Genomic DNA, 25,120 nt, shown 5'->3' with positions numbered 1-25,120 from the left:
CCGCTGAGCGAGAGTTTCGGCGGGTTTGCGCAAGTTTGCGTCAGGTCGACGGCACCGGCGGGAAGGAAAGCGTGCCGAGCGCCGCGACCAGCGGTGAAAGTTCCAGCCGGGCACTTGCGTCCGGCCCGGCGCAAGTCAAGCGCCCCAAGGCGGCCTTCGGTGCGTCTCGCGCACCGAAGGCCGCCTTGGGTGCGTCTGACGCAACCAAGGCCACATTGGGGCGCTTGTCGGAGAACCCGGCACGGCGAGTCAGGCCGATGGCACGGCGGGGAAGGAAAGTCTGTTCAGCGCCGCGACCAGCGGTGAAAGTTCCGGCAATCCCTCGGCGTCTGCAAGCGCCTCCGCCAGCGCCGCGTCGTGTGTGGGACGCGCCGCCGTCAACAGCGCCTGGCCCGCCGGCGTCACCTCCGTGTAGATCCCCCGGCGGTCGTCCGCGCACAGGTAGCGCGCCAGGAGCCCGCGCCCCTCCAGCCGCGTCACCAGCCTCGTCGTCGCCGACTGGCTCAGCACCACCGCGTTGGCCAGCTGGTTCATCCGGAGGTGGAAGCCGTCCTGGCGGGCGAGCGCGTCGAGGACGCTGTACTCGCTCACCGAAAGCTCGTGGTCGCGCTCCAGCGCGCGTTGCAGCCTGTCCTCGATTCGCGCGTGCAGCGCGGCCAGCGTGCGCCAGCCCTGCGCGCGCGCTTCGACGGCGTCGTCGTCCAGTGACACGGTTCACCTCTCCCCGGCTTGCGCGTGCTCCCTTGCACGCTGCACTATCAAGCCTGTGCAATATACGGCGTCTGCAACTATCTCGGACGCTCGTAGTTGCGAACGCTCTCAGTCTACCTCCGGAAGAAGGAAGTCCATGCCCGCCGCTCTGCTCGCACTGGCGATCAGCGCTTTCGGGATCGGCACCACCGAGTTCGTGATCATGGGCCTGCTGCCCGAGGTCGCGGCCGACTTCGGTGTCTCGATCCCGTCCGCAGGCCTGCTCATCTCGGGTTACGCGCTCGGCGTCGTCGTCGGTGCGCCCGTGCTCACCGCGCTCGCTTCGCGGGTGCCGCGCAAGACCGTGCTCGTCGCCCTGATGGGCCTGTTCATCGCGGGCAACGTGCTCTCGGCGCTCGCCCCGAGCTACGGCCTGCTGATGACTGGCCGGGTCGTCGCGGCGCTGTCGCACGGCGCGTTCTTCGGCGTCGGCTCGGTCGTCGCCGCGTCACTGGTCGCCCCGGCCAAGCAGGCCGGCGCGATCGCGCTGATGTTCACCGGCCTGACCGTGGCCAACGTCCTCGGCGTCCCGGCCGGCACCGCGCTCGGCCAGGCCTTCGGCTGGCGCTCGACGTTCTGGGTCGTCAGCGTCCTGGGGGTCGTCGGCGCCATCGGCATCCTCGCGCTGGTGCCGCACCAGCCGACGAGCGACAACGCCGGCCTGCGCGGCGAACTGGCCGTGTTCCGCCGCCCGCAGGTGTGGCTCGCGCTGGTGATGACGGCGCTCGGCTTCGCCGGGGTGTTCGCGTCCTTCACCTACATCGCGCCGATGATGACCGAGGTCGCCGGGTTCTCGAGCGGGGCCGTCACCTGGCTGCTCGTGCTGTTCGGCGCCGGCCTGTTCGCCGGCAACCTGCTCGGCGGGCGCGCCGCGGACCGCAAGCTCATGCCGAGCCTCTACGTCATCCTCGCCGCGCTGGCGATCGTGCTGGTCGCGTTCGTCTTCACGGCGCACGCGAAGGTGCCGGCCGCGATCACCATCGCGCTGTTCGGCGCGGCGGGCTTCGCGACCGTGCCGCCGCTGCAGGCCCGCGTGCTCGCCAAGGCCGAAGGCGCGCCCGCACTGGCCTCGGCGGCGAACATCGCCGCGTTCAACCTCGGCAACGCGGGCGGCGCGTGGCTCGGCGGCCAGGCCATCGAAGCCGGCCTCGGCTACACCGCCCCCAACTGGATCGGCGCCGCGCTCGCCGCGGCCGGCCTCGCCGTGGCGCTCGTCTCCGGCCTGCTCGACCGCAAGACCCCGGCTAGTTTCGAAGCCGCGGAGCGGGTACCCGCCCGATGAACCACCCACCGAAAGGAACCCTCGTGACCAGCGTGCCCGTGATCGAACTCAACAACGGCGTGCGGATGCCGCAACTCGGCTACGGCGTGTTCCAGGTCCCGGACGACGAGACCACCGCCGCCGTGAAGGCCGCCATCGAAGCGGGCTACCGCAGCATCGACACCGCCGCCGTCTACGGCAACGAGAAGGGCGTCGGCCAGGCCATCGCCGAAGCCGGCGTCGCCCGCGACGAACTGTTCATCACCACCAAGCTGTGGAACTCGGCCCAGGGCTACGACTCGACGCTCAAGGCGTTCGACGAGAGCATGAAGAAGCTGGGCCTGGAGCAGCTGGACCTGTACCTGATCCACTGGCCGACACCCGCGCGCGACAAGTACCTCGACACCTGGAAGGCGTTCGAGAAGCTCTATGCCGACGGCCGCGTCCGCGCGATCGGCGTGTCCAACTTCCAGCCCGCGCACCTCGAACGGCTGATGGACGCGTCCGACGTCGTCCCGGCGGTCAACCAGATCGAGCTGCACCCGTACCTGCAGCAGCCGGAGCTCCGCGAGTTCGACGCGAAGCACGGCATCGCGACGGAGGCGTGGAGCCCGCTGGCGAAGGGCGGCTCGCTGCTGGGCGACCCGGTGGTCGCGGACCTGGCGGTGAAGCACGGCCGGACGCCCGCGCAGATCGTGCTCCGCTGGCACCTGCAGCTGGGAAACGTGGTGATCCCGAAGTCCGTGACGCCGTCGCGGATCGCGGAGAACTTCGACCTGTTCGGCTTCACCCTGTCGGAGGATGAGCTGGAGTCGCTGTCGCCGCTGGACCGCGGTGAGCGCACCGGCCCGGACCCGGACACCTTCAACGCCGCCTGACCTCCCCGGCGAATGACGTGAATGACTCATTCATGTCCTCTGGCGACAGGGTCCCGGCAAAGTCGGATCAGCATGGCCGGTCCGGTGGGCTGCAACGTCATGAACGAGTCGTTCACCTCGCCAGACGCGCTGAACGAGTCGTTCATGACGGCCTCAACCCGGGATCCGGGCGAAACGCGCCGGGCCTCGGGCGGTAGCCCCTGACTTTGCCGGGACCCTGTCCTCTGGCGACATGAATGAGTCATTCACGTCATTGCTTGCGGGCCACTCCGCCCAGCGTGAGGAAGTTCAGCTCGCTCAACGGGTGCAGCCGGGGGCCGTCCGGCCACCACTCGTGCAAATAGACCAGCCCCGGCCTCAACAGCTCCGTGCCGTCGAAGAACGCCGTGATCTGCTCCCGCGTGCGGTGCACGCTGCCCAGCCCGGTGCCCTGGAAGCTCGTCTCCAGCAGCCGCGCCAGCTCCTGGCGCGGGGAGTCCTCTTCCGGGTCGAAGTGGTGCGTGAGCAGCAGGTACGAGCCGGGCGCGAGGGCCGCCACGTACTCCGCGACGATCGACTTCGCGCGCTCGTAGTCGTCGATGTGGTGGATGATCGACGTCAGGATCAGCGCCACCGGCCGCGTGAAGTCGAGGTACTCCTTGACGACCTCGTCGGTCAACGTCTCCGACGGCTTCGTGAGGTCGGCGCCCGTGACGTGGGTCAGGTAGTTCTCTTCCAGCAACGCGCGGCCGTGCACCTGCACGACCGGGTCGTTGTCGACGTACACCACCTGCGCGTCCGGGTTGTACCGCTGCGCCACCTCGTGGGTGTTTTCCGCCGTGGGCATGCCGGAACCGAGATCGAGGAACTGGTCGACACCGCGCTTCCCGGCGAGGAACCGGACCGCGCGCACCAGCCAGTCGCGGTGCTCCTTCGCCATCGTGCGCGCGCCCGGGGCGATCGCCAGCAGGCGCCGCATCGCTTCGCGGTCGACCTCGTAGTGGTCGTGCCCGCCCAGCAGCGCGTCGGACAACCGGGCCAGGCTCGCCTTGGAGAAATCGAGGGACGCGGAGCCCCCCTCGGTTCCGGACCGCAGGTCGCCAGGCGTCATCGGCTGTTCTCCCTCGTCGTGGGTGCCGGCCCCGGCCCGGGCCCGGCCACCTGTGTCCGGCAACGGACAGTGCTCAGACTACGACATGCCGTTCACCAAGTGAACCGGGCCGAAGGGCCTTGCCTGCCAGGCACAACTACCCGAACGACACCTCACGCCACTGGTGTCCTCCGTCCGTGGTGCGGTACAGCGCCGAGCCGCCGTCGGCGTCCGGCTGGCCGTCGACGACCACGCCGGTGCCGCCGCCCGGGAAGTCCAGATCGGTCAGGCTGAACCCGCGGTCCGGCAGCTCCGTCGTGGTCCAGGTGCGGCCGCCGTCGGTCGTGCTGTGCAGGAACCCGGTGCCGCCGCCCTCGGCCGCGACGGTCGCGGACGCCGGCGACGCGGCGGCGAAACCCTGGTTGATCCCGAGGTAGGGCACCGCGTCTTCGCCGCTGAACGGCTCGCCGAGCCGGTCGGCGTGCCGCAGCCGCCGCTCGGTCGAGCCGGGCTGCGGCGAACCGGGGCTGCTGCTGCACAACGCCACGACCTGCCGGTCGCGCACCCCGGCGAGCGACGCGACCGTCCCGGCCGGGCACGGCGGCGCAGCCGGGGTGAAGGCGACGCCGTCGCGCGAGGTCCAGTACTTCTCGGTGCCGTAGTCCGCGCCGAGGGCGACCTGCAGACCGCCGCCGACGGCCAGGTCGCCGTAGGTGAGCCCGCCGGTGACCGCGAACCCGGGCACCGGGACCAGCACCGGCGAGCCGGCGACGCCCGAGTACAGCCGCGTCGATCCGCGGCCGCCGTAGGTGGTGAGCATGGAGAACACGCGGCCGCCGCTTTCGGTGAGCTTCGAGAGGTAGTACGGCTGCCGCGCGCCGATCAGGCCGACCGGGTGCCAGCTCGCGCCGGCGTCGCGGGTCGTGAGGACGTGGACGCCGTCGCTGACGTAGGCGACGCGCTCGCCGGTGAACGTCAAGGCGACGTGGTTGTGGTTGTCGGGCAGCGCCATCGGCGGCGCGCCGAGGCGACGCCAGTGCGTCCCGCCGTCGGTGGTGCCGAGCAGCGCCGGGCACCAGGTCTTCCCGCACGGCGAGTAGCCGAGGACGTAGCCGGTGGCGGGGGTGGTCCAGCTCGTCGAAGCGGGCCGGAACCCTTGCGGGACCGCGGTTTCCGCCGTCGCGGGCGAGCCGGACACGGCCAGGAGGGTGAGGACGGACGCCAGCAGCGCCGGGATTCTCATGATCACCTGGACGTGTCGCGCGGGACGGGGTTGCGCCGCGTCGCGAGGTTCCACCGCGCGGCTCAGCGGGTGGCGGAACCCGCCAGGAAGGCCGCGGCGGCCTCCGCCCAGCCGGGCAGGAAGTGCCCCGCGTCCTCGGTCAGCCGGACGTCGGCGCCGGGCCGGGCTCCCCGGAGCTTCGCGGCGGCGTCGCGCTGGTCCAGCAGGACGTCACGCGCACCGAAATGGGCCTGCACGGGCATCGCGAGCGCGCGCAGCCGCTCGGCCGGGAAGACCGGGATCGCGTCCAGCCGCGGCTTGAAGTGCTCGAACGTCGCCAGGGTGAACTCGCCGATCGCACGCCGCCCCGGGTCGGCGGGGCTCCCCTTGGCGACCATGGCCAGTGACCGGCGCCGTCCCCAGTCGCCGAAGAGGCGGTAGGCGGCGAACCTGACCAGCGGCGCCACCCGGCGGCGGCCGATCCCGGCCGGGTTGACCAGCACCAGTGCCGGCACGCGGTCCGGCCGGGTCAGCGCGTAGTCGAGCGCCCACCAGCCGCCCAGCGACGTGCCGAGGAAGGCGGCTTCGGGGAGGCCGAGCGCGTCGAGGACGTCGTCGAGCCAGCCGGCGTACGCCCCGAGCGGCGGCCGCGCTTCGACGGTCCGCCCCGGCTCCCCGGGGGCGTCGACGGCGTGGACGCGGAGGTCCTTCGCGAGCGTCCCGATGTCGGGCAGCCAGTGCGCGGCCGTCCCGCCGGAGCCCTGCAGCGCGACGACCGGCGGCGCGTCCACCGGGCCGGAGACGACGGCGAAGGTCTCCCCGACGCGCGTGTCGAAGGTGCGCGTCTCGGACGGCACGGGCCACTGCCCGAGGAGGGCGTCGTATCGCTGCCGGACCAGCTCGGCGCCTTCACGCGAACGGTAGACGGTCACGCCAGGCCTTCGGTGAACGAGGCGACGAACCGCAGCAGGTCGGCGCCGGCGGCGAGGTCGCCGAGCACGATGATCTTCATGGTCGCGCGGTCCTGGTCGTAGATGGTCTCGACGCGCAGCGGCCGCTCACCGGCGTCGCGCGGGCCGTTCACCGAGGCGACGACGACGGTGGCGATCCGGTCCGCGGTCGCCCGGTCGACACCGGAGACCTCGGCGACGCTCGAAAGCTCGGCGACGGGCCGGTCCGGCCGCGGTTCCGTCACCGGCAACCCGGTGAAGGCCTCGAGATCGTCGGCGGCGATCCGGTACTGCTTGCCGATCCGGACGGCTTTGAGCCGCCCGTCCCGCACGTAGTTCCGGACCGTCCGGACGTGCAGCCCGAGCTTCGCGGCGACCTGTTCGACGGAGAAGACCTCCATGACCCTCCTCGTGTTCCGCAAACAACCCTATCACTGCGCTCGTGAGGGAAGTTTACGGAACCGGTGGTTCGCTCGCCCGAGTGAGGGGTATTCACCAGTGTTGCTTCCGCTCGCCCAGATACGTCCACATCGGACAGTCGAAAGGACGGCGCCGACGATGCCGTATCCCCCGCCCCAGGAGCCGTACGAACCGCGGTACGAAGAGGCTCAGGCCGAAGAAGTCGTGGAACGAACCCATCCGCGCATCCGGATCGTGCGCACGGTCAACGCGCTGATCCACCTCGTGTGCGCGGTGTTCGCGCTGGTGCTCGCCGTCCACATCGTGCTGGTGCTGGGCGAGGCGAACATGGCGAACGGTTTCGCACACCTGATCAACGAGTGGTCCGCGGGCGTGTCCCTGGGCCTGCGCAACCTGTTCACGCCGGATTCGGAAAAGCTGGCGACGTTCTTGAACGACGGCCTCGCGGCGGTGATCTGGCTGGTCATCGGTGCGATCCTGACGGACGTGATCACGCGGATCGGCGTGCCGGGCCCCCGGCGGGTCTGGTACCGCCGCGGTTACCGCTACCACTGACCGGCAACGAAGAAGGCCTCCCCGGGACGACCGGGGAGGCCTTCTTCACGCTCGAAAACTATCCTTGCGGCTGTTCGGCAACCGGCTGCTCGGGCTGCGACTCGGGCTCCGGCTGCGCCTCGACGGAGTCGGCGCCCCGGGGTGCCGGGACGCCCTGGGCGGCGGCGACCACGTCGAAGTGCTCCCGGCACCAGCGGCCGTAGCGGCGGGCCTGCACTGTCATCGCGTCCACCTCCTCTCCACGAGCGGAACGGGCGGTCCTGGGCACACCCTCAGCGTCCTCCGCCGGGGCACCGAAAGCCAACAGATTTAAGCGGGACTTAACACACGGCCGGGTGAATGTCTACAAAGGACTTCAGCCCGCGAACTCCCGCACGACCGTCCGGCAGAACGCCGGCAGGTCGTCCGGATTGCGGCTGGAGACCAAGCCGTTGTCGACCACTACCTCTTCGTCGACGACGGTCGCCCCGGCGTTACGCAGGTCGGTGCGGACGCTCGGGTACGACGTCAGCGTGCGGCCACGGACGACATCCGCTTCGACGAGCGTCCACGGACCGTGGCAGATCACCCCGACCGGCTTGCCCGCGCGCACGAAGTCGCCGACGAACTTGACCGCCGAGCCGTCCGTCCGCAGGTTGTCGGGGTTCATCGTGCCGCCCGGCAGCAGCAGCGCGTCGAAGTCGCCGACCTCGACGTCGGCCACCTTCCGGTCGACCGGGAACCGGTCGCCCTTGTCGATGTCGCCGTTCATCGCCTGGATCTCGCCGGTGTCCAGGGACACCAGCTCCACCGTCGCACCCTCGTCGAGGACGGCCTGGCGCGGCTTCTCCAGTTCGACCTGTTCGACGCCGTCCGCGGCCAGGATCGCGACGCGGCGTCCGTGCAGTGAGTTCGCCATGAGATTCCTGTCGTCGGGATCAATGCACGAACGAATTACCCGCTCGAAACCGGGTCAAACGCGGTCCACAAAGGACTCAGTCGGAGCACTCGACGGCGAGCACCGCGATGTCGTCGTGGGCCGAGCTCCCCAGCCAGTCGCGCACGGCCTGGCGCAGCCGCCGCACCACCTCGCGGGCCGGCTGCCCCGCCGCCGTCGCCAGCACCGCGCGCAGCCGGTCGTCGCCGAACAGCTCCGTCTGGTCGTGGCGGTTGCGGGCCTCGGTGATGCCGTCGGTGTACAGGAGGCAGACGTCGCCGCGCTCGAGCCGCACCTGCGCCTCGGCGAACCGGGCCTGCGGCGAGATGCCGACCAGCGTCCCCGGGACGGTGACCTCTTCGACGTGGCCGGCGCCGCGCACGATCAGCGGCGCCGGGTGCCCGCCGGAGGCCAGCGTCAGGTCGACGCCGCCGTCGGCCGGCCGGGCCGAGCCGAGCACCAGCGTCGCGAACCGGCTGCTGCCGCCGGCGATGAGCAGTTCGTTGAGCAGCCGCAGCAGCGTCCGGCCGTCGCGCTCGACCATGGCGAGCGCGGTCAGCGCGTGCCGGACCCGCCCGGTCAGCGCCGCGGCCTCGGCGCCCTTGCCGCAGATGTCGCCGAGCACGAGGAACGCGCTGCCGTCGTCGTGCGCGAGGACGTCGAAGAAGTCGCCGCCGACCGCGAGCACCCCGCCGGCCGGCTCGTACCAGGTCTCGAAGCGGGCGCCGTCCAGCTCGGGCGGGTCGACCGGGCGCAGCGTGGTCTCCAGGCCGCGCGTGGCCTCCTCCTGGCGGGCGTAGCGCTGCGCGTTGACCAGCGCCGTCCCGGCCGCCTTGGCGAACTCCACCACCGCGCGGCCCTGCTCGGCGCCGAACTCCGGGTCGGCGCGGCGGCCCAGCAGTAGCGCGCCGGTGACGCCGGCGCCCGCGCTCGGGCCCAGCGACACCACCGCGACCTCGGCGTGCCCGGCGAACCGGTCCGCGACGACCGGGGGCAGCGTCGCCAGCTCGGGCGCGGGAACCGGCGCCGGCGCCGGCTTGCCAGTGGCCGCGAATGTCGCCGCGAGCACCGGGGCGACCTGGGCCGGGACCCGGCGGATCCGGCCGTGGCCGTGGGCCGACGGGCGCTCGCAGCTCCACCACTCCCAGCGGCCGCGGGTGGTCGGCAGCAGCACGAAAACGGTCTCGGCCAGCGCGGACGCGGCCAGCTCGGCGATCACCCGCGCGGTGCCGTGGCGCCCGCGCGCGGCGGCGAGCCTGGGCCCGGCCTCGGCGAGGAAGTCGCCGACGTGCCGCTGCGGGACGTCCTCCGCGGGCACGGTCCAGGCGTGCCAGCCGCCGGGGAGCGCGCGGATCCGGGCCGGACGACGATTACCCGCGACTTCGACGTGGCCCGAGGTCTCCGCGATCGGGTGCAGCCGGGGCTCGGCGCCGCCGGTCAGCGTCCGCGCGGCCGGGTTCGCCCAGCGCAGCGCGCCGTCGGCGTCCTGGAGGAACACCGCGTCGCGCACGTCTTCGAGGACGGCCCGCCCGAAGGCGTCGAAGCCCGGCGGCGCGTCCTCACCGGTCATCGGTGGCAGGGCCGCCGACGCCGGGGCCGGACGTGACACCATGCACGGACCTCCTGCCTCCGGACTGCTATCGCACGGCTACCGCGTGAGCGGGCGGACTGGCTCGAAGTGTAGGGCGAATCATGACACGCTGGGTCGTGGACCATGGCTGGCGCATGCGTGGTGGAGAGGGTCGGCACACATGACAACGGAATCCCAGAGCGAGGCGGCGGCGCTGGAGCGGCTGCTCGTGGCGGTGCGGGATCTCGGGGACGGCAACTTCCGCCGGCGGCTCGTGCCGCACGGCGACGGCATCTCGGCGCAGCTCGCGGTCGCGTTCAACGACATCGCCGAACGCAACCAGCGGCTGGTCAGCGAGCTGCTGCGGGTGCGCGCGGCGGTCGGCCAGGACGGCCGGCTCAGCGAACGGCTGGAGACCGAGGTCGGTCCCGGCGGCTGGAACACGGCCGTCGACAGCGTGAACGGCCTGATCGAGGACCTCACCCGGCCCACGATCGAGCTCGACCGGGTGCTCGGCGCCGTCGCCGAGGGCGACCTCTCCCAGCCGATGACCCTGACCTTGGACGGCCGGCCGCTGCAGGGCGCGTACGCGACGCTGGCCAAGACGGTCAACGGCCTCATCGCGCAGCTGTCGCGCTTCGCCGCCGAAGTGACGAGGCTCTCCCGCGAGATCGCGGGTGAGGGACGTCTCGGCGGCCAGGCGGTCGTCCCGGGCGTGTCCGGCACCTGGCGCGACCTGACCGACTCGGTCAACTTCATGGCCGACAACCTGACCGAGCAGGTCCGGAACATCGCGCAGGTCACCACCGCCGTCGCGCGCGGCGACCTGACCCAGAAGATCAACGTCGACGCCCGCGGCGAGATCCTGGAGCTCAAGAACACCATCAACACCATGGTGGACCAGCTGTCCGCGTTCGCCGACGAGGTCACCCGCGTCTCCCGCGAGGTCGGCTCCGACGGCAAGCTCGGCGGCCAGGCCCAGGTCCCGGGCGTCGCCGGGACGTGGCGCGACCTCACCGACTCGGTCAACCTGATGGCCGACAACCTGACCGACCAGGTCCGCGGGATCTCCCAGGTGGCGACCGCGGTGGCCAACGGCGACCTGACGAAGAAGATCGACGTCGACGCCCGCGGCGAGATCCTGCAGCTGAAGAACACGCTGAACACGATGGTCGACCAGCTCTCGGCGTTCGCCGGTGAGGTCACCCGCGTGGCGCGCGAAGTCGGCAGCGAGGGCAAGCTCGGCGGGCAGGCCGAGGTGGCCGGCGCGGCCGGGACGTGGCGCAGCCTCACCGACTCGGTCAACCAGATGGCCGACAACCTGACCGACCAGGTCCGCAACATCTCGCACGTGACCACGGCCGTGGCGAAGGGCGACCTGACCCAGAAGATCACCGTCGACGCGCGCGGCGAGATCCTCGAACTCAAGACCACGATGAACACGATGGTGGATCAGCTGTCCGCGTTCGCGGACGAGGTCACCCGAGTGGCGCGCGAAGTCGGTACCGAGGGGCAGCTGGGCGGCCAGGCGCAGGTCCCGGGCGTCGCCGGCACGTGGCGCGACCTCACCGGGTCCGTGAACTTCATGGCGAACAACCTGACCACCCAGGTCCGCAACATCGCCCAGGTCGCGACGGCCGTCGCGCGGGGCGACCTGACCCAGAAGATCGCCGTGGACGCGCGCGGCGAGATCCTGGAGCTGAAGGACACCCTCAACACGATGGTGGATCAGCTGTCCGCGTTCGCGGACGAGGTCACCCGAGTGGCGCGCGAAGTCGGTACCGAAGGGAAGCTCGGCGGCCAGGCCGCCGTGCCCGGCGTCGCCGGGACCTGGAAGGACCTGACCGACAACGTCAACTCGATGGCGAACAACCTGACCGACCAGGTCCGGAACATCGCCCAGGTGACGGCGGCGGTGGCGCAGGGCGACCTGACCCAGAAGATCACGGTCGACGCGCGCGGGGAGATCCTCGAGCTCAAGACGACGCTGAACACGATGGTGGATCAGCTGTCCGCGTTCGCGGACGAGGTCACCCGAGTGGCGCGCGAGGTCGGCACCGAAGGCATCCTCGGCGGCCAGGCCCGCGTCCGCGGCGTCGCGGGCACGTGGAAGGACCTCACCGACAACGTCAACGTCATGGCCGACAACCTGACCGACCAGGTGCGCAACATCGCCACCGTGGCGAGCGCGGTGGCCAACGGCGACCTGTCGAAGAAGATCCGCATCGAGGCGCAGGGCGAGGTCGCGGCCCTGGCCGAGACGCTGAACGGCATGGTCGAGACGCTGCGCGCGTTCGCCGACGAGGTCACCCGCGTCGCCCGCGAAGTCGGCACCGAAGGCATCCTCGGCGGCCAGGCCCGCGTCCCCGGCGTCGCCGGGACCTGGAAGGACCTGACCGAGAACGTCAACTTCATGGCGCACAACCTGACCAGCCAGGTGCGCAACATCTCGCAGGTGACCACCGCGGTCGCGAAGGGCGACCTGACGAAGAAGATCGACGTCGACGCGCGCGGCGAGATCCTGGAGCTCAAGACCACGATGAACACGATGGTCGACCAGCTCTCGGCGTTCGCCTCGGAGGTCACGCGGGTGGCGCGCGAGGTCGGCACCGAAGGCAAGCTGGGCGGTCAGGCCGAGGTCGACGGCGTGTCGGGCACCTGGCAGCGGCTCACCGAGAGCGTGAACCAGCTGGCCGGGAACCTGACCACGCAGGTCCGCGCGATCGCGCAGGTCGCGACGGCGGTGACGGCGGGCGACCTGACCCGGCACATCACGGTCGACGCGTCCGGCGAGGTGGCCGACCTCAAGGACAACATCAACCAGATGATCGCGAACCTCAAGGAGACGACGAGGACCAACCGCGAGCAGGACTGGCTGAAGACGAACCTGGCGCAGCTGTCGGGCCGGATGCAGGGCCACCGCGACCTGGCGTCGGTCGCGGCGCTGATCCTGTCCGAGCTGGCGCCGCTGGTCCGGGCGCAGCAGGGCGCGTTCTTCCTGGCCCGCGACGACGACCGCGACGGCACGGTGCTGGAGTGCATCGCCGCGTACGGGCTCGCCCAGTCCCGCGCCGGCCTGCGGTTCGCGATCGGCGAGTCGCTGATCGGCCAGGCCGCGGTCGACCACCGCACGATCCTGGTCCACAACGCTCCCCCGGAGTACGCGCTGGTGTCGTCCGGGCTCGGCTCGGCCGCGCCGGTCAACCTGATCGTGCTGCCGGTGCTGTTCCAGGGCGAGGTGCTCGGCGTGCTGGAGCTGGCCTCGGTCAACGAGTTCAGCACGGTCCACCAGGACCTGCTGGAGCAGCTGCGGCACACCATCGGCGTCAACGTGAACACGATCCTGTCGAACTCGCGGACCGAAGCGCTGCTGACGGAGTCGCAGCGCCTGGCGCAGGAGCTGCGGGCGCGGTCGGAGCAGCTGCAGGCCCAGCAGGGCGAGCTGCGGCGGTCCAACACGGAGCTGGCCGAGAAGGCGGCGCTGCTGGCCCAGCAGAACCGCGACATCGAGGTCAAGAACAGCGAGATCGAGCAGGCGCGTCAGGAGCTGGAGGAGCGCGCCGGGCAGCTGACGGTGGCGTCGCAGTACAAGACCGAGTTCATGGCGAACATGTCGCACGAGCTGCGGACGCCGTTGAACAGCGCGTTGATCCTGGCGAAGCTGCTGTCGGAGAACCCGGAAGGGAACCTGACGGAGAAGCAGATCCAGTTCGCGAAGACGATCTACGCGGCCGGGTCGGACCTGCAGCAGCTGATCAACGACATCCTCGACCTGGCGAAGGTCGAAGCCGGCCGGCTCGACCTGCAGATGACCGACATCACGCTGCCGGAGCTGGTGGACTACGTCGAGTCGCTGTGCCGCCCGCTGACGGCGGACAAGGGCCTGGAGTTCGCCGTCCACATCGATCCGCCGGTGCCGGGCAGCGTCCACACCGACGAGCACCGGCTCCAGCAGATCCTCCGCAACCTGCTGTCGAACGCGGCGAAGTTCACCGACGAGGGCGGCGTCCGCCTGCACATCCGCGCGGCGGACCCGGCGGAGGTGGAGCAGGAGGCGCTGCGCAACGCGCCGGGCATCATCGCGTTCGCGGTCGAGGACACGGGCATCGGCATCCCCGAGGAGAAGCTGGCGGTCATCTTCGAGGCGTTCCGCCAGGCGGACGGCACGACGAGCCGCAAGTACGGCGGCACGGGCCTGGGGCTCAACATCAGCCAGCAGCTGACGGAGCTGCTCGGCGGCGAGCTCCGGGTGGTGAGCGAACCGGGCGTGGGCTCGACGTTCACGTTGTACCTCCCGGTGGCGGCGGCCAACCTGGTCGACCCGGTGACGGCGCTGTCATCGCCGCAGTTGCCTCCGGTGCCCAGCACGGTCTTGGTGGCGGCTCCCGACGTCACCCCGAAGCGCTTCCACGGAGAGAAGGTCCTGATCGTCGACGACGACCTGCGCAACGTGTTCGCGCTGGCAGCGGTCCTGGAGCAGGCAGGCTTGGAGGTGGTCTACGCGGAGACGGGCGTGGACGGAATCCGGGCGCTGGAGCGCCACGAAGACACGGCCCTGGTCCTGATGGACGTGATGATGCCGGAGCTGGACGGCAACGCGACGATCGCGGCGATCCGGGCGGAAGCGACGAACGCGGACCTGCCGGTGATCGCGGTCACGGCCAAGGCAACCCCGGAGGACCGGGCCAGGACCCTGGCCAGCGGCGCGGACGACTACATCACGAAGCCGGTCGACACGGACAAGCTGCTGGACGTGATCGCGGCGTCCTTGGAGGCGGACGCCGCGTCCTACGGTGGAGCGGGTGACGGGAATCGAACCCGCGTAGCTAGTTTGGAAGACTAGGGCTCTACCATTGAGCTACACCCGCGTGCCCCCGTCGGTACCCGGGTGCGAGGTCAGGATAGCGTGACCCGCTAGGCTGATCACACACCCCCCAGGGGGTGACACGGGATGTGGCGCAGCTTGGTAGCGCATCCGCTTTGGGAGCGGAGGGTCGCAGGTTCAAATCCTGTCATCCCGACCAGCATTACAGCTCTGACCAGCAAGAACGGCGGAACCACCTCTCGGACGTGGTTCCGCCGTCTCAGTTTCTGTCTCGGTACGAGCGTCATACAGCCCTGGACCACCAGACGACTCCTCGTCCGCGAGGTCGTCCGCTGACGTCTTCGCGGCGGTCAGCAGTCACTGCGGCTGATCGTCAGCGAAGCGGCGTCCGGCTGCGCGGCGCCCTGCAGGAAGTTCACGACCGGGTCGACAACCCGCGACAACTTCGGCAGGCGATCTACGCCCACGAAGAACACGACAAGCATTGCGATCGAGTAGACACCGGCCACGCCAATGCGCGAACCGATTCTCGAATACCGAATTTTAACTGGCTCACCTGATTGACGACAGCCGCACCACTAAACAGCTGCCCTCAGCCTTAAGACGCCGATTTTCGCCACAGTCGACAGAGCAGCCTGCAAACTGAACCACAGTCTACCCAATCGACAGGCAAGACAGTCCCAAATGCACACGATATAATACAAGTCGTCGACGCTGCCAGCACTAGCAATTACTCCCCCCGCCTCGCCTGAAGAAATAAGCGAAGACCGCACTGGCCAACGCGAAAACAGGACCAAGCAGCGCGAATAAATCGTCAACCTGCTCCACCGTCAGCGCACGGCAGACCGCCCCGAATATCAAAACTAAAATCAGGACACCAATGATCACAAGTAACCCAACTGCCAAATACCGACGAGTTCGATCATTAAAGCTTCTCGACTCAACAGACCGTTCATTCCTCACAACGACGAATTAAGCCACAACCGCAACGGTCACGCAAAGTAGCTATTGTAGCTACAATAGCTACCAACGAACAAATCCGCAGGACACCTGCCACCTTGCATCGAAATACAGTTCAGGCGCCGACCGGCTCAATCAAATACGCAAGAAAGTTCAAATGTGACGCATGTCACGTGCGTTGCCTAAGTCGGTTTCCGCGAACGTTTCCCAGGTGAACCTCTGTTCCCGAGCGAGCGTCGAATACCGTACGGACACGTTCTCGACACGTTCAGGTAGACGACGTTGCGAAGGCGACCAGCCGAGCGACTGCGCTAGCGACCGCGCAGGTGCTCCCAACCCTGCGCATCATCCGACGGGAGCACGCCGATGCCGAACGTGATCGAGAAGGTGTTCAGCAAGGAAAAGTCTGACAACGCAGCGGACCCGATTCCGGTTGGAGCGACCAACCTGACCCTCGGGACAGCCTTCGTAGGAGCCGTTGCGCTGATCGTCGACCAGTTCGCCGGATGGAGCACCAAGCTGCTGGGGCCCGACCCGAGCTCGGGTTCGCAAGCGGCACTGGCCATTGCAATCATCGGCGCCATGGCCGTCGTATTCGCCGCCGATCTGCTCGCCCGCGGTTACGCCTCGGCTCATGCCACGCCGCCGGCCAACTCGGCGACACCGGACGCCCCCGGGACGGCGAAATCTGCAGCCAGTTCCGACATTACGGTGTCGATTCCCGAACTCGACTCCGCCGACGAGCACGGCTGGCGGATCGTTCTGGCCGACGGCGACCGCCTGCTCGTCGTGAAGAGGGGGAAGCCGGCACAATGGTATGCAATCGGCAGTGTGCGTGGTGAGTAACGTCGGTTTCATCCTTTTACGCCGAAATGACCTAGACCGGTAACCGAGCCAGCCACGCCGTCAATGTCGAGGCGATCAACTCCGGCTGCTCCTCCGGTGTGTGGTGGCCCGCCGTCGCCTGGTGGTGGGCTACCTCCAGTGCTGCGAAGTTCGATCTCATCCAGGCGATCATCGGTGGGGTCAGCATCGTGCCCGGGGCCGGGTCGAACGTGATCAGGAGCTTCGGTACCTCCGTCGACGATGCCAGCCACCTGTCGAATGACTCGATCCAGGACACCACCGATGCCGGCTCGCCGCCCAGTGGCATCGAACTCGCCCAGCGCAGCAATGGGATCCGGGACTCCGGTGTCGGGTACATGCCTTCGTACTCCGGTGGGAGCGACTTCAGGAACATGTCGATCACCGGCTCGCCCGCCCCGGGGGTTTTGAGCGCGCGGAACACCTCCGCTCCCGCCGGTGGGAACTCCGCCCACGTCATCGGCTTCAGGACCGCCTCCGTGAACGCCAGCCCCCGGACGCGCCCCGGGTGCCGCGACGCCCAGTCCGCCGCCAGCGCTCCGCCCCAGTCGTGGCCCACCAGGACGACGTCGTCGAGGGACAGGGCGTCGAACCACTCGTCCAAGTAGCGCGCGTGGTCGTCGAACGAGTACTCGATCGGCGGCCGCGGTGAGGCGCCCATGCCGATCAGGTCCGGGGCCAGCCTGCGGCCCGGCACTGCGGGAATCACGTTGCGCCACAAGTGTGACGAGGTCGGGTTGCCGTGCAGGAACACCACCGGGGCGCCGGTCCCGATGTCTACATAGGACAGCTCGGTCACTTGAACGCCACCGCGTTGCGCGCGGCCCACTCCGTGAACGGACGCGGTGGGCGGCCCAGCACCCGTGACACGTCCGGGCTCACCCGCTGTTCCGCCGGCGTCGGCGTCCCCAGGATGTCCAGTGTTGCCTCCGCGACCTCGGCGGGCATGAAGGCCGTGAATGCAGAAAACGCTTCCGAACGCGTCTGTGAGATGAACTCCACCGGCTCGCCCAGCGCCTCGCCGATCGCCGCTGCCTGGTCGCGAGGTGTCAGCAGCGATGGTCCTGTCAGTTCGTACGTCCGACCGGCGTGGGACGCGTCCGTCAACGCCGCCGCGGCCACCGCGGCGATGTCCGACGGGTCGATCACCGGCAAGCCGACGTCCCCGAAGGGCGCCGAGATCGTCCGTGATGAACGCACGCTTTCCGCCCACTGGAACGCGTTCGACGCGAACCCGCCCGGGCGCAGGATCGTCCACTCCGGACCCGACGCCCGGACCGCGTCTTCGAAGAACGCCGGGTGGCGGCCCGTTCCGACGCCCTGCGACGACAACAGCACCACCCGTGCTCCGCCGGCCTCGGCCAGCACCGGCTCCAGCGGCCCCCGGAAACCCGGCGGCAGCAGGAGGAACACCGCCGAGGCCCCCGAGAACACCGGACGCAACGATGCCGCGTCCGACAAGTCGGCCGGGACCGGCCCCCGGCGGGACACCGCCCGCACCTCTTCACCCGCCGCCGTCAGCATCTCCACCAACGGCCGTCCGACGTTGCCCGTCGCTCCCATGACTGTGATCATGGGAGCGACGCTACATTCCGACGTATAGTAGGTACCTAGAGGAAAGTAATGGCTGGAGGCCACGAACGTGACCGGAACCACACCCGAGCTGGCCTGTCCGATCGCCCCCGTGGTCGACATCGTCTTCAGCCGCTGGACGACGCCGATCCTGTGGACGCTCAACGAGTACGGACGGCAGCGGTTCGTCGAACTCGAACGGCTCATCGCCACCATCACGCCGAAGGTGCTCACCCAGCGGCTGCGTCAGATGGAACGCGACGGCCTGATCACCCGGACCTACCACGCCGAAGTCCCGCCGCGCGTCGAGTACGAGATCAGCGACCTCGGCCGCAGCCTCGGCCCGCTCTTCGCCAGCCTCGCCGAGTGGTCACCGAACCTGGACAAGGTCGAGGCGGCCCGGGTCGCCTACGACGCCAAGTCCAGGTAGTCCAGGTTCGCCGGGCCGTCCGCTGTCGTCGCCGTGACCCTCACCGTGTGCGAGCCCGTGGTCAGTGCCGAAGACCGGGTCACCGTGCTCCACGTCGTCCACGCGCCCGTCGGCGGGAACGGCACCCCCGTGGCGACGACCGTGCCGTCCACCGAGATGTCCACCGGGCGCGCCGCCGTCGTTCCGTTCGCGTAGCCGAACGTCAGCGCCGAGGCCGGTCCGGTCACCTGCCACTCGACGTAACTCCCCACCGTGTTGGCGCCGTTCGCGAAGCCCGTTCCCGAGAAGCCCGCGTGGTTCGAGTCCACCGTGCCGCCCGCCGACAGCGAGGCCGACTCGGCCTCGTAACGCGTCGCAGCACCGGCGCGCGACACGCGGTACAGCACCGTCGCGTGCGAGGGCACCGAAGCGCTGATCGTCCCCGACGTCGTGCGGACCGCCTTGCTCCACAAGTCCTTCAGCGTGTACGACGACGCGCTGCCGATCCCGGTCGCCGACGCCGTGGTGCTGATCGTCGCCGTCGCCGCCGTCTCGTTGGACAGCGCCACCGCGCGGTCGCCGTTCGCCAGCACCTTGCTGTAGACGACCAGGCCGCCGTTCGCGCTGAGCACCGTCGCCTGCTTGCCCAGCGGGTCCTGGTCGAGCGCGATCACGTCCGTGTTCTTCAGGATCGAGAAGCTGTCGTCGGACACCTTGCGCAGGTTGCTGCCGATGAGCAGCGGCGCGGCCATCATCGCCCAGAGGCTGAAGTGCGTGCGGTACTCGGCCGCGGTCATGCCGCCGTTGCCGACCTCCAGCATGTCCGGGTCGTTCCAGTGTCCGGGGCCGGCGTACTGCGCGAGGCCGCGGTTCGCCTGGGCCTTGCCGATCATGCTCGACCACTTGTCGGAGATGTCCCCGGTGGTGCGCCACAGGTTGCCGACCGGCGCGGCCCAGGTCCACGGCTTGTTCTGGCCCCACTCGCAGATCGAGTACGCGATCGGGCGGCCGGACTTCGCGAGCGCGTCCCGCATCGCCTTGTACCGCTGCTGCGCGTCGACGCCCTGGTTGTTGCAGTTGTCGTACTTCAGGTAGTCGACACCCCAGGAGGCGAAGAGGTTCGCGTCCTGCTGCTCGTGGCCGAGACCGCCGGGGAAGCCGGCCTTGTTGCAGGTTTTCGTGCCGGCGCTCGTGTAGATGCCGAACTTCAGGCCCTTCGCGTGCACGTAGTCGGCCAGCGACTTGATGCCGTTGGGGAACCGCGCGGGATCCGGCACCAGGTTGCCCGCCGAGTTCCGGTCCGGCAGCGCCCAGCAGTCGTCGATGTTGACGTAGGTGTAGCCGGCGTCCTTGAGCCCCTTGCTCACGAAGATGTCCGCGATACCTCGGATCATCGTCTCGTTGAAGTCGGCCTTGCACTGCGTGGAGTTCCAGTTGTTGAACCCCATCGGCGGGGTGCGCAGGAGCCCGTTCTCCAGCGCGGAAGCCGGGTTCTGGCTCAGGACGGTGCCGCCGGCCGCGAGCGCGAACGCGGCCGCCGCGACCGCCGTGCGACGGAGGAAGGACATGCTTGCTCCCTGGTGAGACATCGGAGGTCTACACCAGTTAGTAAAGAGTCCTACCTAACCTGAGGTCAAGAGATCATGTATCAGATATGAAAATCGGTTTCCGCTGGCCGGGACGCTACTCCGTCACCTGCCGGGCCGTCGCCATCGCGCGCTCGGTCTCCCAGAACGCCCGCATCGAAGTGATCAAGCCGTTCTCGCCGACGCGGTAGACGAACACCCCGTCGGTGTCGACGCGGTAGCCGCCCGGCAGGTACGTCGTGATCGTGCCGACGTTGGCGCACTCGTCCCCCGCCGCGTGGGAGTCGCGGATCGTGAACTCGAAGCGCTCGACGTTGCCGATCGTCTTGTCCCAGAACGCGCTGATCCCGTCGCGGCCGTGGTGCCCCTTGCCCTCCTCGTCGAAGAACGACGGCCCGACGGGGTCCTCGACGACGCCGTCCGGCGCGAACAGCGCCAGCCAGGCCTCCTTGTCCCCCGCCGTCACCGCGGTCATCGACGCGAACGCCGCGCGCCGCGCCGGCGGCTGCTCCACCGCCGTGTCCCAGCTGACCTGCACGCCCATGCCCGTCACTCCTCGAACTTCGCGATGATTTCGGTGCCGAACCTGCGGATCGCCTCGAGCTTCGGCTCGATCGGCGCGTCGAAGCCGACGCCGTCGAACACCCACGGCATGGTGATGATGTCGGTGACGCCCACCTCGGCCTGCTCGCGATAGCCGTCGAGGCCGAACTTGTCGATGCAGACAGCCTGGTACTCGAACGGGTCGTCGGCGCGGCCGCGCTCGGCCAGCAGCTCCTTCAGCCGGGCGATGGTGTCGCGCAGCTCTTCCAGCTTCATCATCGCCGAGGACCAGCCGTCGGCGACGCGGGCCGCGCGCTTCAGCGCGACCTCGGTGTGGCCGCCGATGTAGAACGGCACCCGCGACGGCGGCGCCGGGCTCATCTGGATCTTGTCGAAGTCGTAGAACTCGCCGTGGTACTCGACCATCCCGCCGTCGAGGATCAGCCGCAGCACGTCGATGGCCTCGTCGACGCGCTTGCCGCGCCGCTCGAACGGGACGCCGCAGTACTCGAACTCCTGCGGCAGCCAGCCGACGCCGAGCCCGAGGCCGAACCGGCCGCCGGTGAGCACCGACGCCGAGCCGACCTGGCGCGCCAGCAGCACCGGGTTGCGCGAGCCGAGCTTGAGCACGGACGTGTAGAAGTGGATCCGGCTGGTGACCGCGCCCATCGCCGCGGTCGCGACGAGCGGGTCCACCCACGGTGTCTCCGCGGTCCAGAAGCGGCTGCCGTCCGGGGTGTACGGGTAGTCCGTGTCCACCGTTTCGGCGTAGAAGAGCGAGTCCGGCAGGGCGATGGAGGCGAAGCCGGCCTCTTCGGCGGCCCGGGCGAGCCCGCCCAGCTGATCGAGGGGGTTCATCGCGATCGACAGGGTGAACTTCATGGTGTCGAACTATAACGTGTTCTAGTTTCTTCGGCCAGCTCTGACGGTGTGCCGGATCACTCGCCGGGAACCCTCCGCGTAGCGTCCGCGTTGTCCGATTCAAAGGTGACTTCCGGTCACCGAGCCCCGAACTTCTGGGAGTGGTCCATGGGCACCGCGATCTTCCTGATCGTGCTCGTCGTCGTGATCGTCGGTGGCGGCCTCTATTTCTCGCGGCAGCGCGCCGCGGCCCGGCAGCGGGAGCTCGACGACGCCAAGGCCGACGCCCGGCGCCTGGTCGAGCGGCTGGGCGGCCAGGTCCTCAACCTCAACGGCAACGACACCGCGTCGATGCAGGCGATGGCGGACGCCGCCGAGCGCTACAACGCGGCCGGCTCGCAGATGGAGCAGGCACGCACGATCGAACAGGCCCGGCTGGTCAAGGACACCGCCGTCGAAGGCCTCTACTACGTCCGCGCGGCGCGGGTCGCGATGGGCATGGACCCCGGCCCGCAGCTGCCGGAGGAGGCCGAGCGCGAGCGCGCCGGCAAGGTCACCGAGCGCCGGGACGTCGACGTCGAGGGCCAGCACTACGCCGCCTCGCCCGAGGCCGGGCAGGACACGCCGTACTACTACCCGGGCGGCCGCGTGGCCGGGCGGCCGGTGCCGCAGGGCTGGTACAGCGAGCCGTGGTGGAAGCCCGCGCTCGTCGCCGGCGCCTGGGGTCTCGGGTCGATGTTCCTGTTCAGCGCGATGTTCTCCGGCATGAGCGGTATCGCCAGCGCGTCGGCCTGGGAGTCGGGCTACGACGCGGGTCAGCAGGACGCGCTCGAGTCCGGTGACGCGGGCGGCGACGGCGGTGGTGACGGCGGCGGCGACTTCGGTGGCGACGGCGGCGGCGACATGGGCGGCGGCGACTGGGGCGGCGGCGGTTTCGACGGCGGCGGCTTCGACGGTGGGGGCTTCGACGGCGGCGGTTTCGACTTCTGACGCCCGGCTTCGCACGTAGTGAATGACTCATTCATGTCGCCTGACGACATGAATGAGTCATTCACGTCAGTTCTGGCAGGTGGGGCACCAGTAGAGGTTGCGGCCCACCAGCTCCGAGTGCGCCACCGGTGTCCCGCACACCAGGCACGGCTCGCCCGCGCGCCGGTAGACGTAGACCTCGCCGCCGTGGCGGTCCACCCGGGCCGCGCGGCCCATCGCCTCCGGCAGGTGCTCGGGCCGGACCGTGTCGATGCGGCCGACGCGGACGCCGTCGCGCATCAGGACCACCAGGTCGGCCCACATGTCGTCCCACAACGCCCGGTCCAGCGCGCGGCCCGGCGTCAACGGCGCGACGCCGTGGCGGAACAGCACCTCGGCGCGGTACACGTTGCCGACGCCGGCCAGCACCGCCTGGTCCATCAGCAGCGCCGCGATCGACGTCTTCGAGCGCGAGACGCGCGCCCACGCCTGCTCCGGTTTCGCGTCGCGGCGTAGCGGGTCCGGCCCGAGGCGGGCCTTGATCTCGTCCGCCTGGTCCGGGGCGAGCAGCTCGCACCGCGTCGGGCCGCGCAGGTCCGTCCAGTGCGTCCGGCCGGCCAGCCGCAGCCGGACCTGGCCCACCGGCTCCGGCGCGGGCAGCGGGGACTCGCCGAACGTGCCGTAGAGGCCCAGGTGGATGTGCACGATCCCGGCCGGGCCGTAGTCGTGGAAGAGGTGCTTGCCGTACGCCTCGGCGCCGGCGAACACCCGACCGTCCAAACGGGACGCCTCGGCGGCGAACCGCCCCTGCGGGCTGCTCACCGCGACCGGGGCGCCGGCGTACCGGCGCTTGTGCAGCCGTGCGAGCCGGTGGAGCGTGTGCCCCTCGGGCATCAGGCCTCCGGCAGCGCCGGCGGCGTCCCGGTGCGCTCGTAGTCCAGCAGCTGCTGGACGCGGCGGGCGTGCCGCTCCTCCGGCGAGACCTCGGTCGCCAGGAAGGCTTCGACGATCTCGGTCGCCTGCTCGGCGGTGTGCATCCGGGCGCCGACGCCGATCAGCTGGGCGTGGTTGTGCTCGCGGCACAGCTGGGCGGTTTCGACGCTCCACGCGAGGCCGGCGCGGGCGCCGGGGACCTTGTTGGCGGCGATCTGCTCGCCGTTGCCCGAGCCGCCGACCACGATGCCGCGGCTGCCTTCGTCGGCCACGACGCGCAACGCCGTCTCGACGCAGAAGGCCGGGTAGTCGTCGGCCGCGTCGTAGACGTGCGGACCGATGTCGGTGACCTCGTGGCCCTGCTTCTCCAGGTGAGCCACCAGGTGGTTCTTCAGCTCGAAACCGGCATGGTCGGATCCCAAGTAGACACGCACGGCTGGAGTCTGCCATCAGGTCCGGTTTCGGGCATGCTCCGGGGGTGGGGATCTGGGAACAGACGGGGTACGACGTCCGGCTCGACTGGGGCGGCGAAGGCGTGGCCGCGCTCGGCCGGGAATGCGCGGTGCTGGTCGTCGTCGACGTGCTTTCCTTCGGCACCACCACGGATCTCGTGGTCGGCCGCGGCGGGCGCGTACTGCCGGTGCGGTGGCGCGACGAACGCGGGGTGGCCCAGGCGCGGGCGGCCGGCGCGGTGGTCGCGGGCGAAGGCGCGTTCACCCTCAGGCCGTCTTCTGTGACGGAAATCCCGCCCGGGACGCTGCTCGCGCTCCCCTCGCCCAACGGCGCCACGCTCTGCGACGCCGCCGCGGCGACCGGCGCGCACGTCCTCGCGGGCTGCTTGCGCAACGCGTCCGCCGTCGCCGCGAAGGCGCGAGAACTGGGCGGCCCGGTTGGGCTGATCGCCGCCGGGGAACGCTGGGGGGTGGACATCTTCGGCCACGGCGAGACGCTCGGGCCGCTGCGGCCCTGCGTCGAGGACCAGATGGGCGCCGGCGCGATCGCCGCCGCCCTGGCCGTGCTGGGCGCGAAGCTGTCCCCCGAAGCCGCGCTCGCCGCCCGGTCGGTCGACGTCGAAGCCCTCGCGGCCTGCGTCTCCGGCCGCGAGCTGACCGAGGCGGGCCACGGCGGCGACGTCGCGCTGGCCTCCCGGCTCGACGTGAGCGATGCTGCCCCGATGCTGCGTGAAGGAGTACTGGCATGACCGGCCGCTGGATCGAGGTCGCCGACGGCGTGCACGCGCGCCGCTACGAGGAGCTGGACCTGACCGTCGGGCTGGTGCTCGGCGCCGACCGCTGCCTGGTCGTCGACACCCGCGGCGACCTGGAACAGGGCGCCGAGCTGGCGGCGGCGGTCCGCGAGCTGACGCCGCTGCCGTGGTCGGTCGCCTACACGCACGCGCACTTCGACCACACCTGGGGCACCGAAGCGTTCGGCCCGTGCGCCGTCTGGGCCCACGAAGGCTGCCGCACCGAACTGGCCGAGTCCGCCGAAGCCGACCGGGCCAAGTGGATCGCCTACTACCGCGAACAGGGCAAGGCGGACACCGCCGACGCGATCGCGCGCACCACGTTCGTCGCACCGGACCACCTGTTCACCGACCGGACCGAGCTCGACCTGGGCGGCCGGACGGCCGTCCTGCTGCACCCCGGGCGCGCCCACACCGGCCACGACGTCGTCGTGCACGTGCCGGACGCGGGCGTGCTCTTCGCCGGCGACGTGGTCGAGAACGCCGAACACGGCTTCAGCGCGTTCTCCTTCAGCGCCGGCTCGGACCTGACGGCGTGGCCGGACACCTTCGACCGGCTCCTCGAGCTGCGGCCGCGGGTGATCGTGCCCGGCCACGGCGACCCGGTCGACGCCGACTTCGTCCGCTACCACCGCCACGGCCTGCACGAGCTGATCGCGCTCAAGGCGGCCATGGGCCGCGGCGAGACGACCGAGGTGGCCGCCGTGGCAGCCTCCCGCTACCCCAGCGACGTCACCTTGGCCGCCCTCGCGACGCCTTGA

Annotated in this window: 24 protein-coding genes and 2 tRNA genes; 10 read left to right on the top strand and 16 right to left on the bottom strand. The window is 70.1% G+C overall.

Features of this window, described 5'->3' with window-relative positions; genetic code table 11:
* Nucleotides 1-249: 249 nt before the first annotated feature.
* Nucleotides 250-711: a MarR family winged helix-turn-helix transcriptional regulator gene (locus ACERZO_RS21720; RefSeq protein ID WP_372666555.1), complete on the bottom strand. Its 462-nt coding sequence runs from the start codon at nt 709-711 to the stop codon at nt 250-252.
* A 136-nt stretch (nt 712-847) separates the two neighbouring features.
* Here ACERZO_RS21720 and ACERZO_RS21715 point away from each other — a divergent pair, with 136 nt between their 5' ends.
* Together ACERZO_RS21715 and ACERZO_RS21710 are read left to right on the top strand one after the other, a co-directional pair.
* The gene (locus ACERZO_RS21715; protein ID WP_372666554.1) at nt 848-2,032 is read left to right on the top strand and encodes an MFS transporter; all 1,185 of its coding nucleotides are present in this window, start codon (nt 848-850) and stop codon (nt 2,030-2,032) included.
* Between the two features lie 23 nt (nt 2,033-2,055).
* Nucleotides 2,056-2,889 carry an aldo/keto reductase gene (locus ACERZO_RS21710; protein ID WP_372666553.1) on the top strand — a complete coding sequence of 278 codons (834 nt, stop codon included), beginning with the start codon at nt 2,056-2,058 and terminating at the stop codon, nt 2,887-2,889.
* 250 nt (nt 2,890-3,139) lie between these two features.
* On the opposite strand, the gene ACERZO_RS21705 is transcribed toward ACERZO_RS21710, so the two are convergent.
* The 4 genes from ACERZO_RS21705 to ACERZO_RS21690 form a co-directional block, all read right to left on the bottom strand.
* Entirely contained in the window at nt 3,140-3,979 is an 840-nt protein-coding gene (locus ACERZO_RS21705; RefSeq protein ID WP_372666552.1) for an SAM-dependent methyltransferase, read from the bottom strand.
* 136 nt (nt 3,980-4,115) lie between these two features.
* Nucleotides 4,116-5,207: a hypothetical protein gene (locus ACERZO_RS21700; RefSeq protein WP_372667202.1), complete on the bottom strand. Its 1,092-nt coding sequence runs from the start codon at nt 5,205-5,207 to the stop codon at nt 4,116-4,118.
* Between the two features lie 56 nt (nt 5,208-5,263).
* Nucleotides 5,264-6,112 carry an alpha/beta fold hydrolase gene (locus ACERZO_RS21695; RefSeq protein WP_372666551.1) on the bottom strand — a complete coding sequence of 283 codons (849 nt, stop codon included), beginning with the start codon at nt 6,110-6,112 and terminating at the stop codon, nt 5,264-5,266.
* The gene (locus ACERZO_RS21690; RefSeq protein ID WP_372666550.1) at nt 6,109-6,531 is read right to left on the bottom strand and encodes a helix-turn-helix domain-containing protein; all 423 of its coding nucleotides are present in this window, start codon (nt 6,529-6,531) and stop codon (nt 6,109-6,111) included. Before ACERZO_RS21690 ends, ACERZO_RS21695 begins: the two co-directional genes overlap by 4 nt.
* A 157-nt stretch (nt 6,532-6,688) precedes the next feature.
* Between ACERZO_RS21690 and ACERZO_RS21685 the strand changes: the two genes are divergently transcribed.
* Entirely contained in the window at nt 6,689-7,105 is a 417-nt protein-coding gene (locus ACERZO_RS21685) for a hypothetical protein (RefSeq protein WP_372666549.1), read from the top strand.
* A 58-nt stretch (nt 7,106-7,163) separates the two neighbouring features.
* On the opposite strand, the gene ACERZO_RS21680 is transcribed toward ACERZO_RS21685, so the two are convergent.
* The 3 genes from ACERZO_RS21680 to ACERZO_RS21670 all read right to left on the bottom strand — a co-directional run bounded on the left by ACERZO_RS21680 (nt 7,164) and on the right by ACERZO_RS21670 (nt 9,633).
* Nucleotides 7,164-7,328, bottom strand: a complete 165-nt coding sequence (locus ACERZO_RS21680; protein WP_372666548.1) for a hypothetical protein — start codon at nt 7,326-7,328, stop codon at nt 7,164-7,166.
* Between the two features lie 132 nt (nt 7,329-7,460).
* Entirely contained in the window at nt 7,461-8,003 is a 543-nt protein-coding gene (locus ACERZO_RS21675) for a type 1 glutamine amidotransferase domain-containing protein (RefSeq protein ID WP_372666547.1), read from the bottom strand.
* A 76-nt stretch (nt 8,004-8,079) separates the two neighbouring features.
* On the bottom strand, nt 8,080-9,633 hold the full coding sequence (locus tag ACERZO_RS21670) for a SpoIIE family protein phosphatase (protein WP_372666546.1): 1,554 nt from the start codon (nt 9,631-9,633) through the stop codon (nt 8,080-8,082).
* 139 nt (nt 9,634-9,772) lie between these two features.
* Between ACERZO_RS21670 and ACERZO_RS21665 the strand changes: the two genes are divergently transcribed.
* Nucleotides 9,773-14,434, top strand: a complete 4,662-nt coding sequence (locus ACERZO_RS21665) for a HAMP domain-containing protein (RefSeq protein WP_372667201.1) — start codon at nt 9,773-9,775, stop codon at nt 14,432-14,434.
* Here ACERZO_RS21665 and ACERZO_RS21660 read toward each other — a convergent pair.
* Nucleotides 14,386-14,459: transfer RNA gene (locus ACERZO_RS21660), tRNA-Gly, on the bottom strand. The two genes, ACERZO_RS21665 and ACERZO_RS21660, sit on opposite strands and share 49 nt — an antisense overlap.
* A gap of 79 nt (nt 14,460-14,538) precedes the next feature.
* Here ACERZO_RS21660 and ACERZO_RS21655 point away from each other — a divergent pair.
* Nucleotides 14,539-14,615, top strand: a tRNA-Pro gene (locus ACERZO_RS21655).
* A 1,127-nt stretch (nt 14,616-15,742) separates the two neighbouring features.
* Nucleotides 15,743-16,222 carry a hypothetical protein gene (locus ACERZO_RS21650; RefSeq protein ID WP_372666545.1) on the top strand — a complete coding sequence of 160 codons (480 nt, stop codon included), beginning with the start codon at nt 15,743-15,745 and terminating at the stop codon, nt 16,220-16,222.
* Nucleotides 16,223-16,253: 31 nt separating this feature from the next.
* On the opposite strand, the gene ACERZO_RS21645 is transcribed toward ACERZO_RS21650, so the two are convergent.
* Nucleotides 16,254-17,039, bottom strand: coding sequence for a haloalkane dehalogenase (locus ACERZO_RS21645; protein WP_372666544.1), 786 nt, complete (start codon nt 17,037-17,039; stop codon nt 16,254-16,256).
* The gene (locus ACERZO_RS21640) at nt 17,036-17,815 is read right to left on the bottom strand and encodes an NAD(P)H-binding protein (protein WP_372666543.1); all 780 of its coding nucleotides are present in this window, start codon (nt 17,813-17,815) and stop codon (nt 17,036-17,038) included. The genes ACERZO_RS21645 and ACERZO_RS21640 overlap by 4 nt, the downstream gene beginning before the upstream one ends.
* Nucleotides 17,816-17,882: 67 nt before the next feature.
* Here ACERZO_RS21640 and ACERZO_RS21635 point away from each other — a divergent pair, with 67 nt between their 5' ends.
* Nucleotides 17,883-18,242 carry a winged helix-turn-helix transcriptional regulator gene (locus ACERZO_RS21635; protein WP_372666542.1) on the top strand — a complete coding sequence of 120 codons (360 nt, stop codon included), beginning with the start codon at nt 17,883-17,885 and terminating at the stop codon, nt 18,240-18,242.
* Here the strand turns inward: ACERZO_RS21635 and ACERZO_RS21630 are convergent.
* The 3 genes from ACERZO_RS21630 to ACERZO_RS21620 form a co-directional block, all read right to left on the bottom strand.
* Nucleotides 18,221-19,789 carry a carbohydrate-binding protein gene (locus tag ACERZO_RS21630; RefSeq protein WP_372666541.1) on the bottom strand — a complete coding sequence of 523 codons (1,569 nt, stop codon included), beginning with the start codon at nt 19,787-19,789 and terminating at the stop codon, nt 18,221-18,223. The two genes, ACERZO_RS21635 and ACERZO_RS21630, sit on opposite strands and share 22 nt — an antisense overlap.
* A 115-nt stretch (nt 19,790-19,904) precedes the next feature.
* The gene (locus tag ACERZO_RS21625) at nt 19,905-20,351 is read right to left on the bottom strand and encodes a nuclear transport factor 2 family protein (protein ID WP_372666540.1); all 447 of its coding nucleotides are present in this window, start codon (nt 20,349-20,351) and stop codon (nt 19,905-19,907) included.
* Between the two features lie 5 nt (nt 20,352-20,356).
* Nucleotides 20,357-21,232 carry a TIGR03619 family F420-dependent LLM class oxidoreductase gene (locus ACERZO_RS21620; RefSeq protein WP_372666539.1) on the bottom strand — a complete coding sequence of 292 codons (876 nt, stop codon included), beginning with the start codon at nt 21,230-21,232 and terminating at the stop codon, nt 20,357-20,359.
* A 147-nt stretch (nt 21,233-21,379) separates the two neighbouring features.
* On the opposite strand from ACERZO_RS21620, the gene ACERZO_RS21615 reads away from it, so the two are divergent.
* On the top strand, nt 21,380-22,201 hold the full coding sequence (locus ACERZO_RS21615; protein ID WP_372666538.1) for a hypothetical protein: 822 nt from the start codon (nt 21,380-21,382) through the stop codon (nt 22,199-22,201).
* A 66-nt stretch (nt 22,202-22,267) separates the two neighbouring features.
* Here ACERZO_RS21615 and ACERZO_RS21610 read toward each other — a convergent pair whose 3' ends face one another.
* Nucleotides 22,268-23,074, bottom strand: coding sequence for an Fpg/Nei family DNA glycosylase (locus ACERZO_RS21610; protein WP_372666537.1), 807 nt, complete (start codon nt 23,072-23,074; stop codon nt 22,268-22,270).
* The gene (locus tag ACERZO_RS21605; RefSeq protein WP_086671433.1) at nt 23,074-23,547 is read right to left on the bottom strand and encodes a ribose-5-phosphate isomerase; all 474 of its coding nucleotides are present in this window, start codon (nt 23,545-23,547) and stop codon (nt 23,074-23,076) included. The genes ACERZO_RS21610 and ACERZO_RS21605 overlap by 1 nt, the downstream gene beginning before the upstream one ends.
* A gap of 44 nt (nt 23,548-23,591) precedes the next feature.
* Between ACERZO_RS21605 and ACERZO_RS21600 the strand changes: the two genes are divergently transcribed.
* Together ACERZO_RS21600 and ACERZO_RS21595 are read left to right on the top strand one after the other, a co-directional pair.
* Nucleotides 23,592-24,314 carry a 2-phosphosulfolactate phosphatase gene (locus tag ACERZO_RS21600; protein ID WP_372666536.1) on the top strand — a complete coding sequence of 241 codons (723 nt, stop codon included), beginning with the start codon at nt 23,592-23,594 and terminating at the stop codon, nt 24,312-24,314.
* Nucleotides 24,311-25,120 carry an MBL fold metallo-hydrolase gene (locus tag ACERZO_RS21595; RefSeq protein WP_372666535.1) on the top strand — a complete coding sequence of 270 codons (810 nt, stop codon included), beginning with the start codon at nt 24,311-24,313 and terminating at the stop codon, nt 25,118-25,120. The genes ACERZO_RS21600 and ACERZO_RS21595 overlap by 4 nt, the downstream gene beginning before the upstream one ends.

Source organism: Amycolatopsis kentuckyensis, from assembly GCF_041679295.1.
Taxonomy (GTDB): domain Bacteria; phylum Actinomycetota; class Actinomycetes; order Mycobacteriales; family Pseudonocardiaceae; genus Amycolatopsis; species Amycolatopsis kentuckyensis_A.
Note: the sequence above shows the minus strand (reverse complement) of the source record. Positions and strands in the feature narration are given on the sequence as shown.

Coding starts and splice junctions, on each gene's coding strand:
- ACERZO_RS21610 (WP_372666537.1), bottom strand. CDS start 23,074: ATGCCCGAGGGGCACACGCTCCACCGGCTCGCACGGCTGCACAAGCGC.
- ACERZO_RS21640 (WP_372666543.1), bottom strand. CDS start 17,815: ATGATCACAGTCATGGGAGCGACGGGCAACGTCGGACGGCCGTTGGTG.
- ACERZO_RS21630 (WP_372666541.1), bottom strand. CDS start 19,789: ATGTCCTTCCTCCGTCGCACGGCGGTCGCGGCGGCCGCGTTCGCGCTC.
- ACERZO_RS21675 (WP_372666547.1), bottom strand. CDS start 8,003: ATGGCGAACTCACTGCACGGACGCCGCGTCGCGATCCTGGCCGCGGAC.
- ACERZO_RS21615 (WP_372666538.1), top strand. CDS start 21,380: ATGGGCACCGCGATCTTCCTGATCGTGCTCGTCGTCGTGATCGTCGGT.
- ACERZO_RS21625 (WP_372666540.1), bottom strand. CDS start 20,351: ATGGGCGTGCAGGTCAGCTGGGACACGGCGGTGGAGCAGCCGCCGGCG.
- ACERZO_RS21620 (WP_372666539.1), bottom strand. CDS start 21,232: ATGAAGTTCACCCTGTCGATCGCGATGAACCCCCTCGATCAGCTGGGC.
- ACERZO_RS21665 (WP_372667201.1), top strand. CDS start 9,773: ATGACAACGGAATCCCAGAGCGAGGCGGCGGCGCTGGAGCGGCTGCTC.
- ACERZO_RS21685 (WP_372666549.1), top strand. CDS start 6,689: ATGCCGTATCCCCCGCCCCAGGAGCCGTACGAACCGCGGTACGAAGAG.
- ACERZO_RS21705 (WP_372666552.1), bottom strand. CDS start 3,979: ATGACGCCTGGCGACCTGCGGTCCGGAACCGAGGGGGGCTCCGCGTCC.
- ACERZO_RS21715 (WP_372666554.1), top strand. CDS start 848: ATGCCCGCCGCTCTGCTCGCACTGGCGATCAGCGCTTTCGGGATCGGC.
- ACERZO_RS21670 (WP_372666546.1), bottom strand. CDS start 9,633: ATGGTGTCACGTCCGGCCCCGGCGTCGGCGGCCCTGCCACCGATGACC.
- ACERZO_RS21595 (WP_372666535.1), top strand. CDS start 24,311: ATGACCGGCCGCTGGATCGAGGTCGCCGACGGCGTGCACGCGCGCCGC.
- ACERZO_RS21690 (WP_372666550.1), bottom strand. CDS start 6,531: ATGGAGGTCTTCTCCGTCGAACAGGTCGCCGCGAAGCTCGGGCTGCAC.
- ACERZO_RS21650 (WP_372666545.1), top strand. CDS start 15,743: ATGCCGAACGTGATCGAGAAGGTGTTCAGCAAGGAAAAGTCTGACAAC.
- ACERZO_RS21680 (WP_372666548.1), bottom strand. CDS start 7,328: ATGACAGTGCAGGCCCGCCGCTACGGCCGCTGGTGCCGGGAGCACTTC.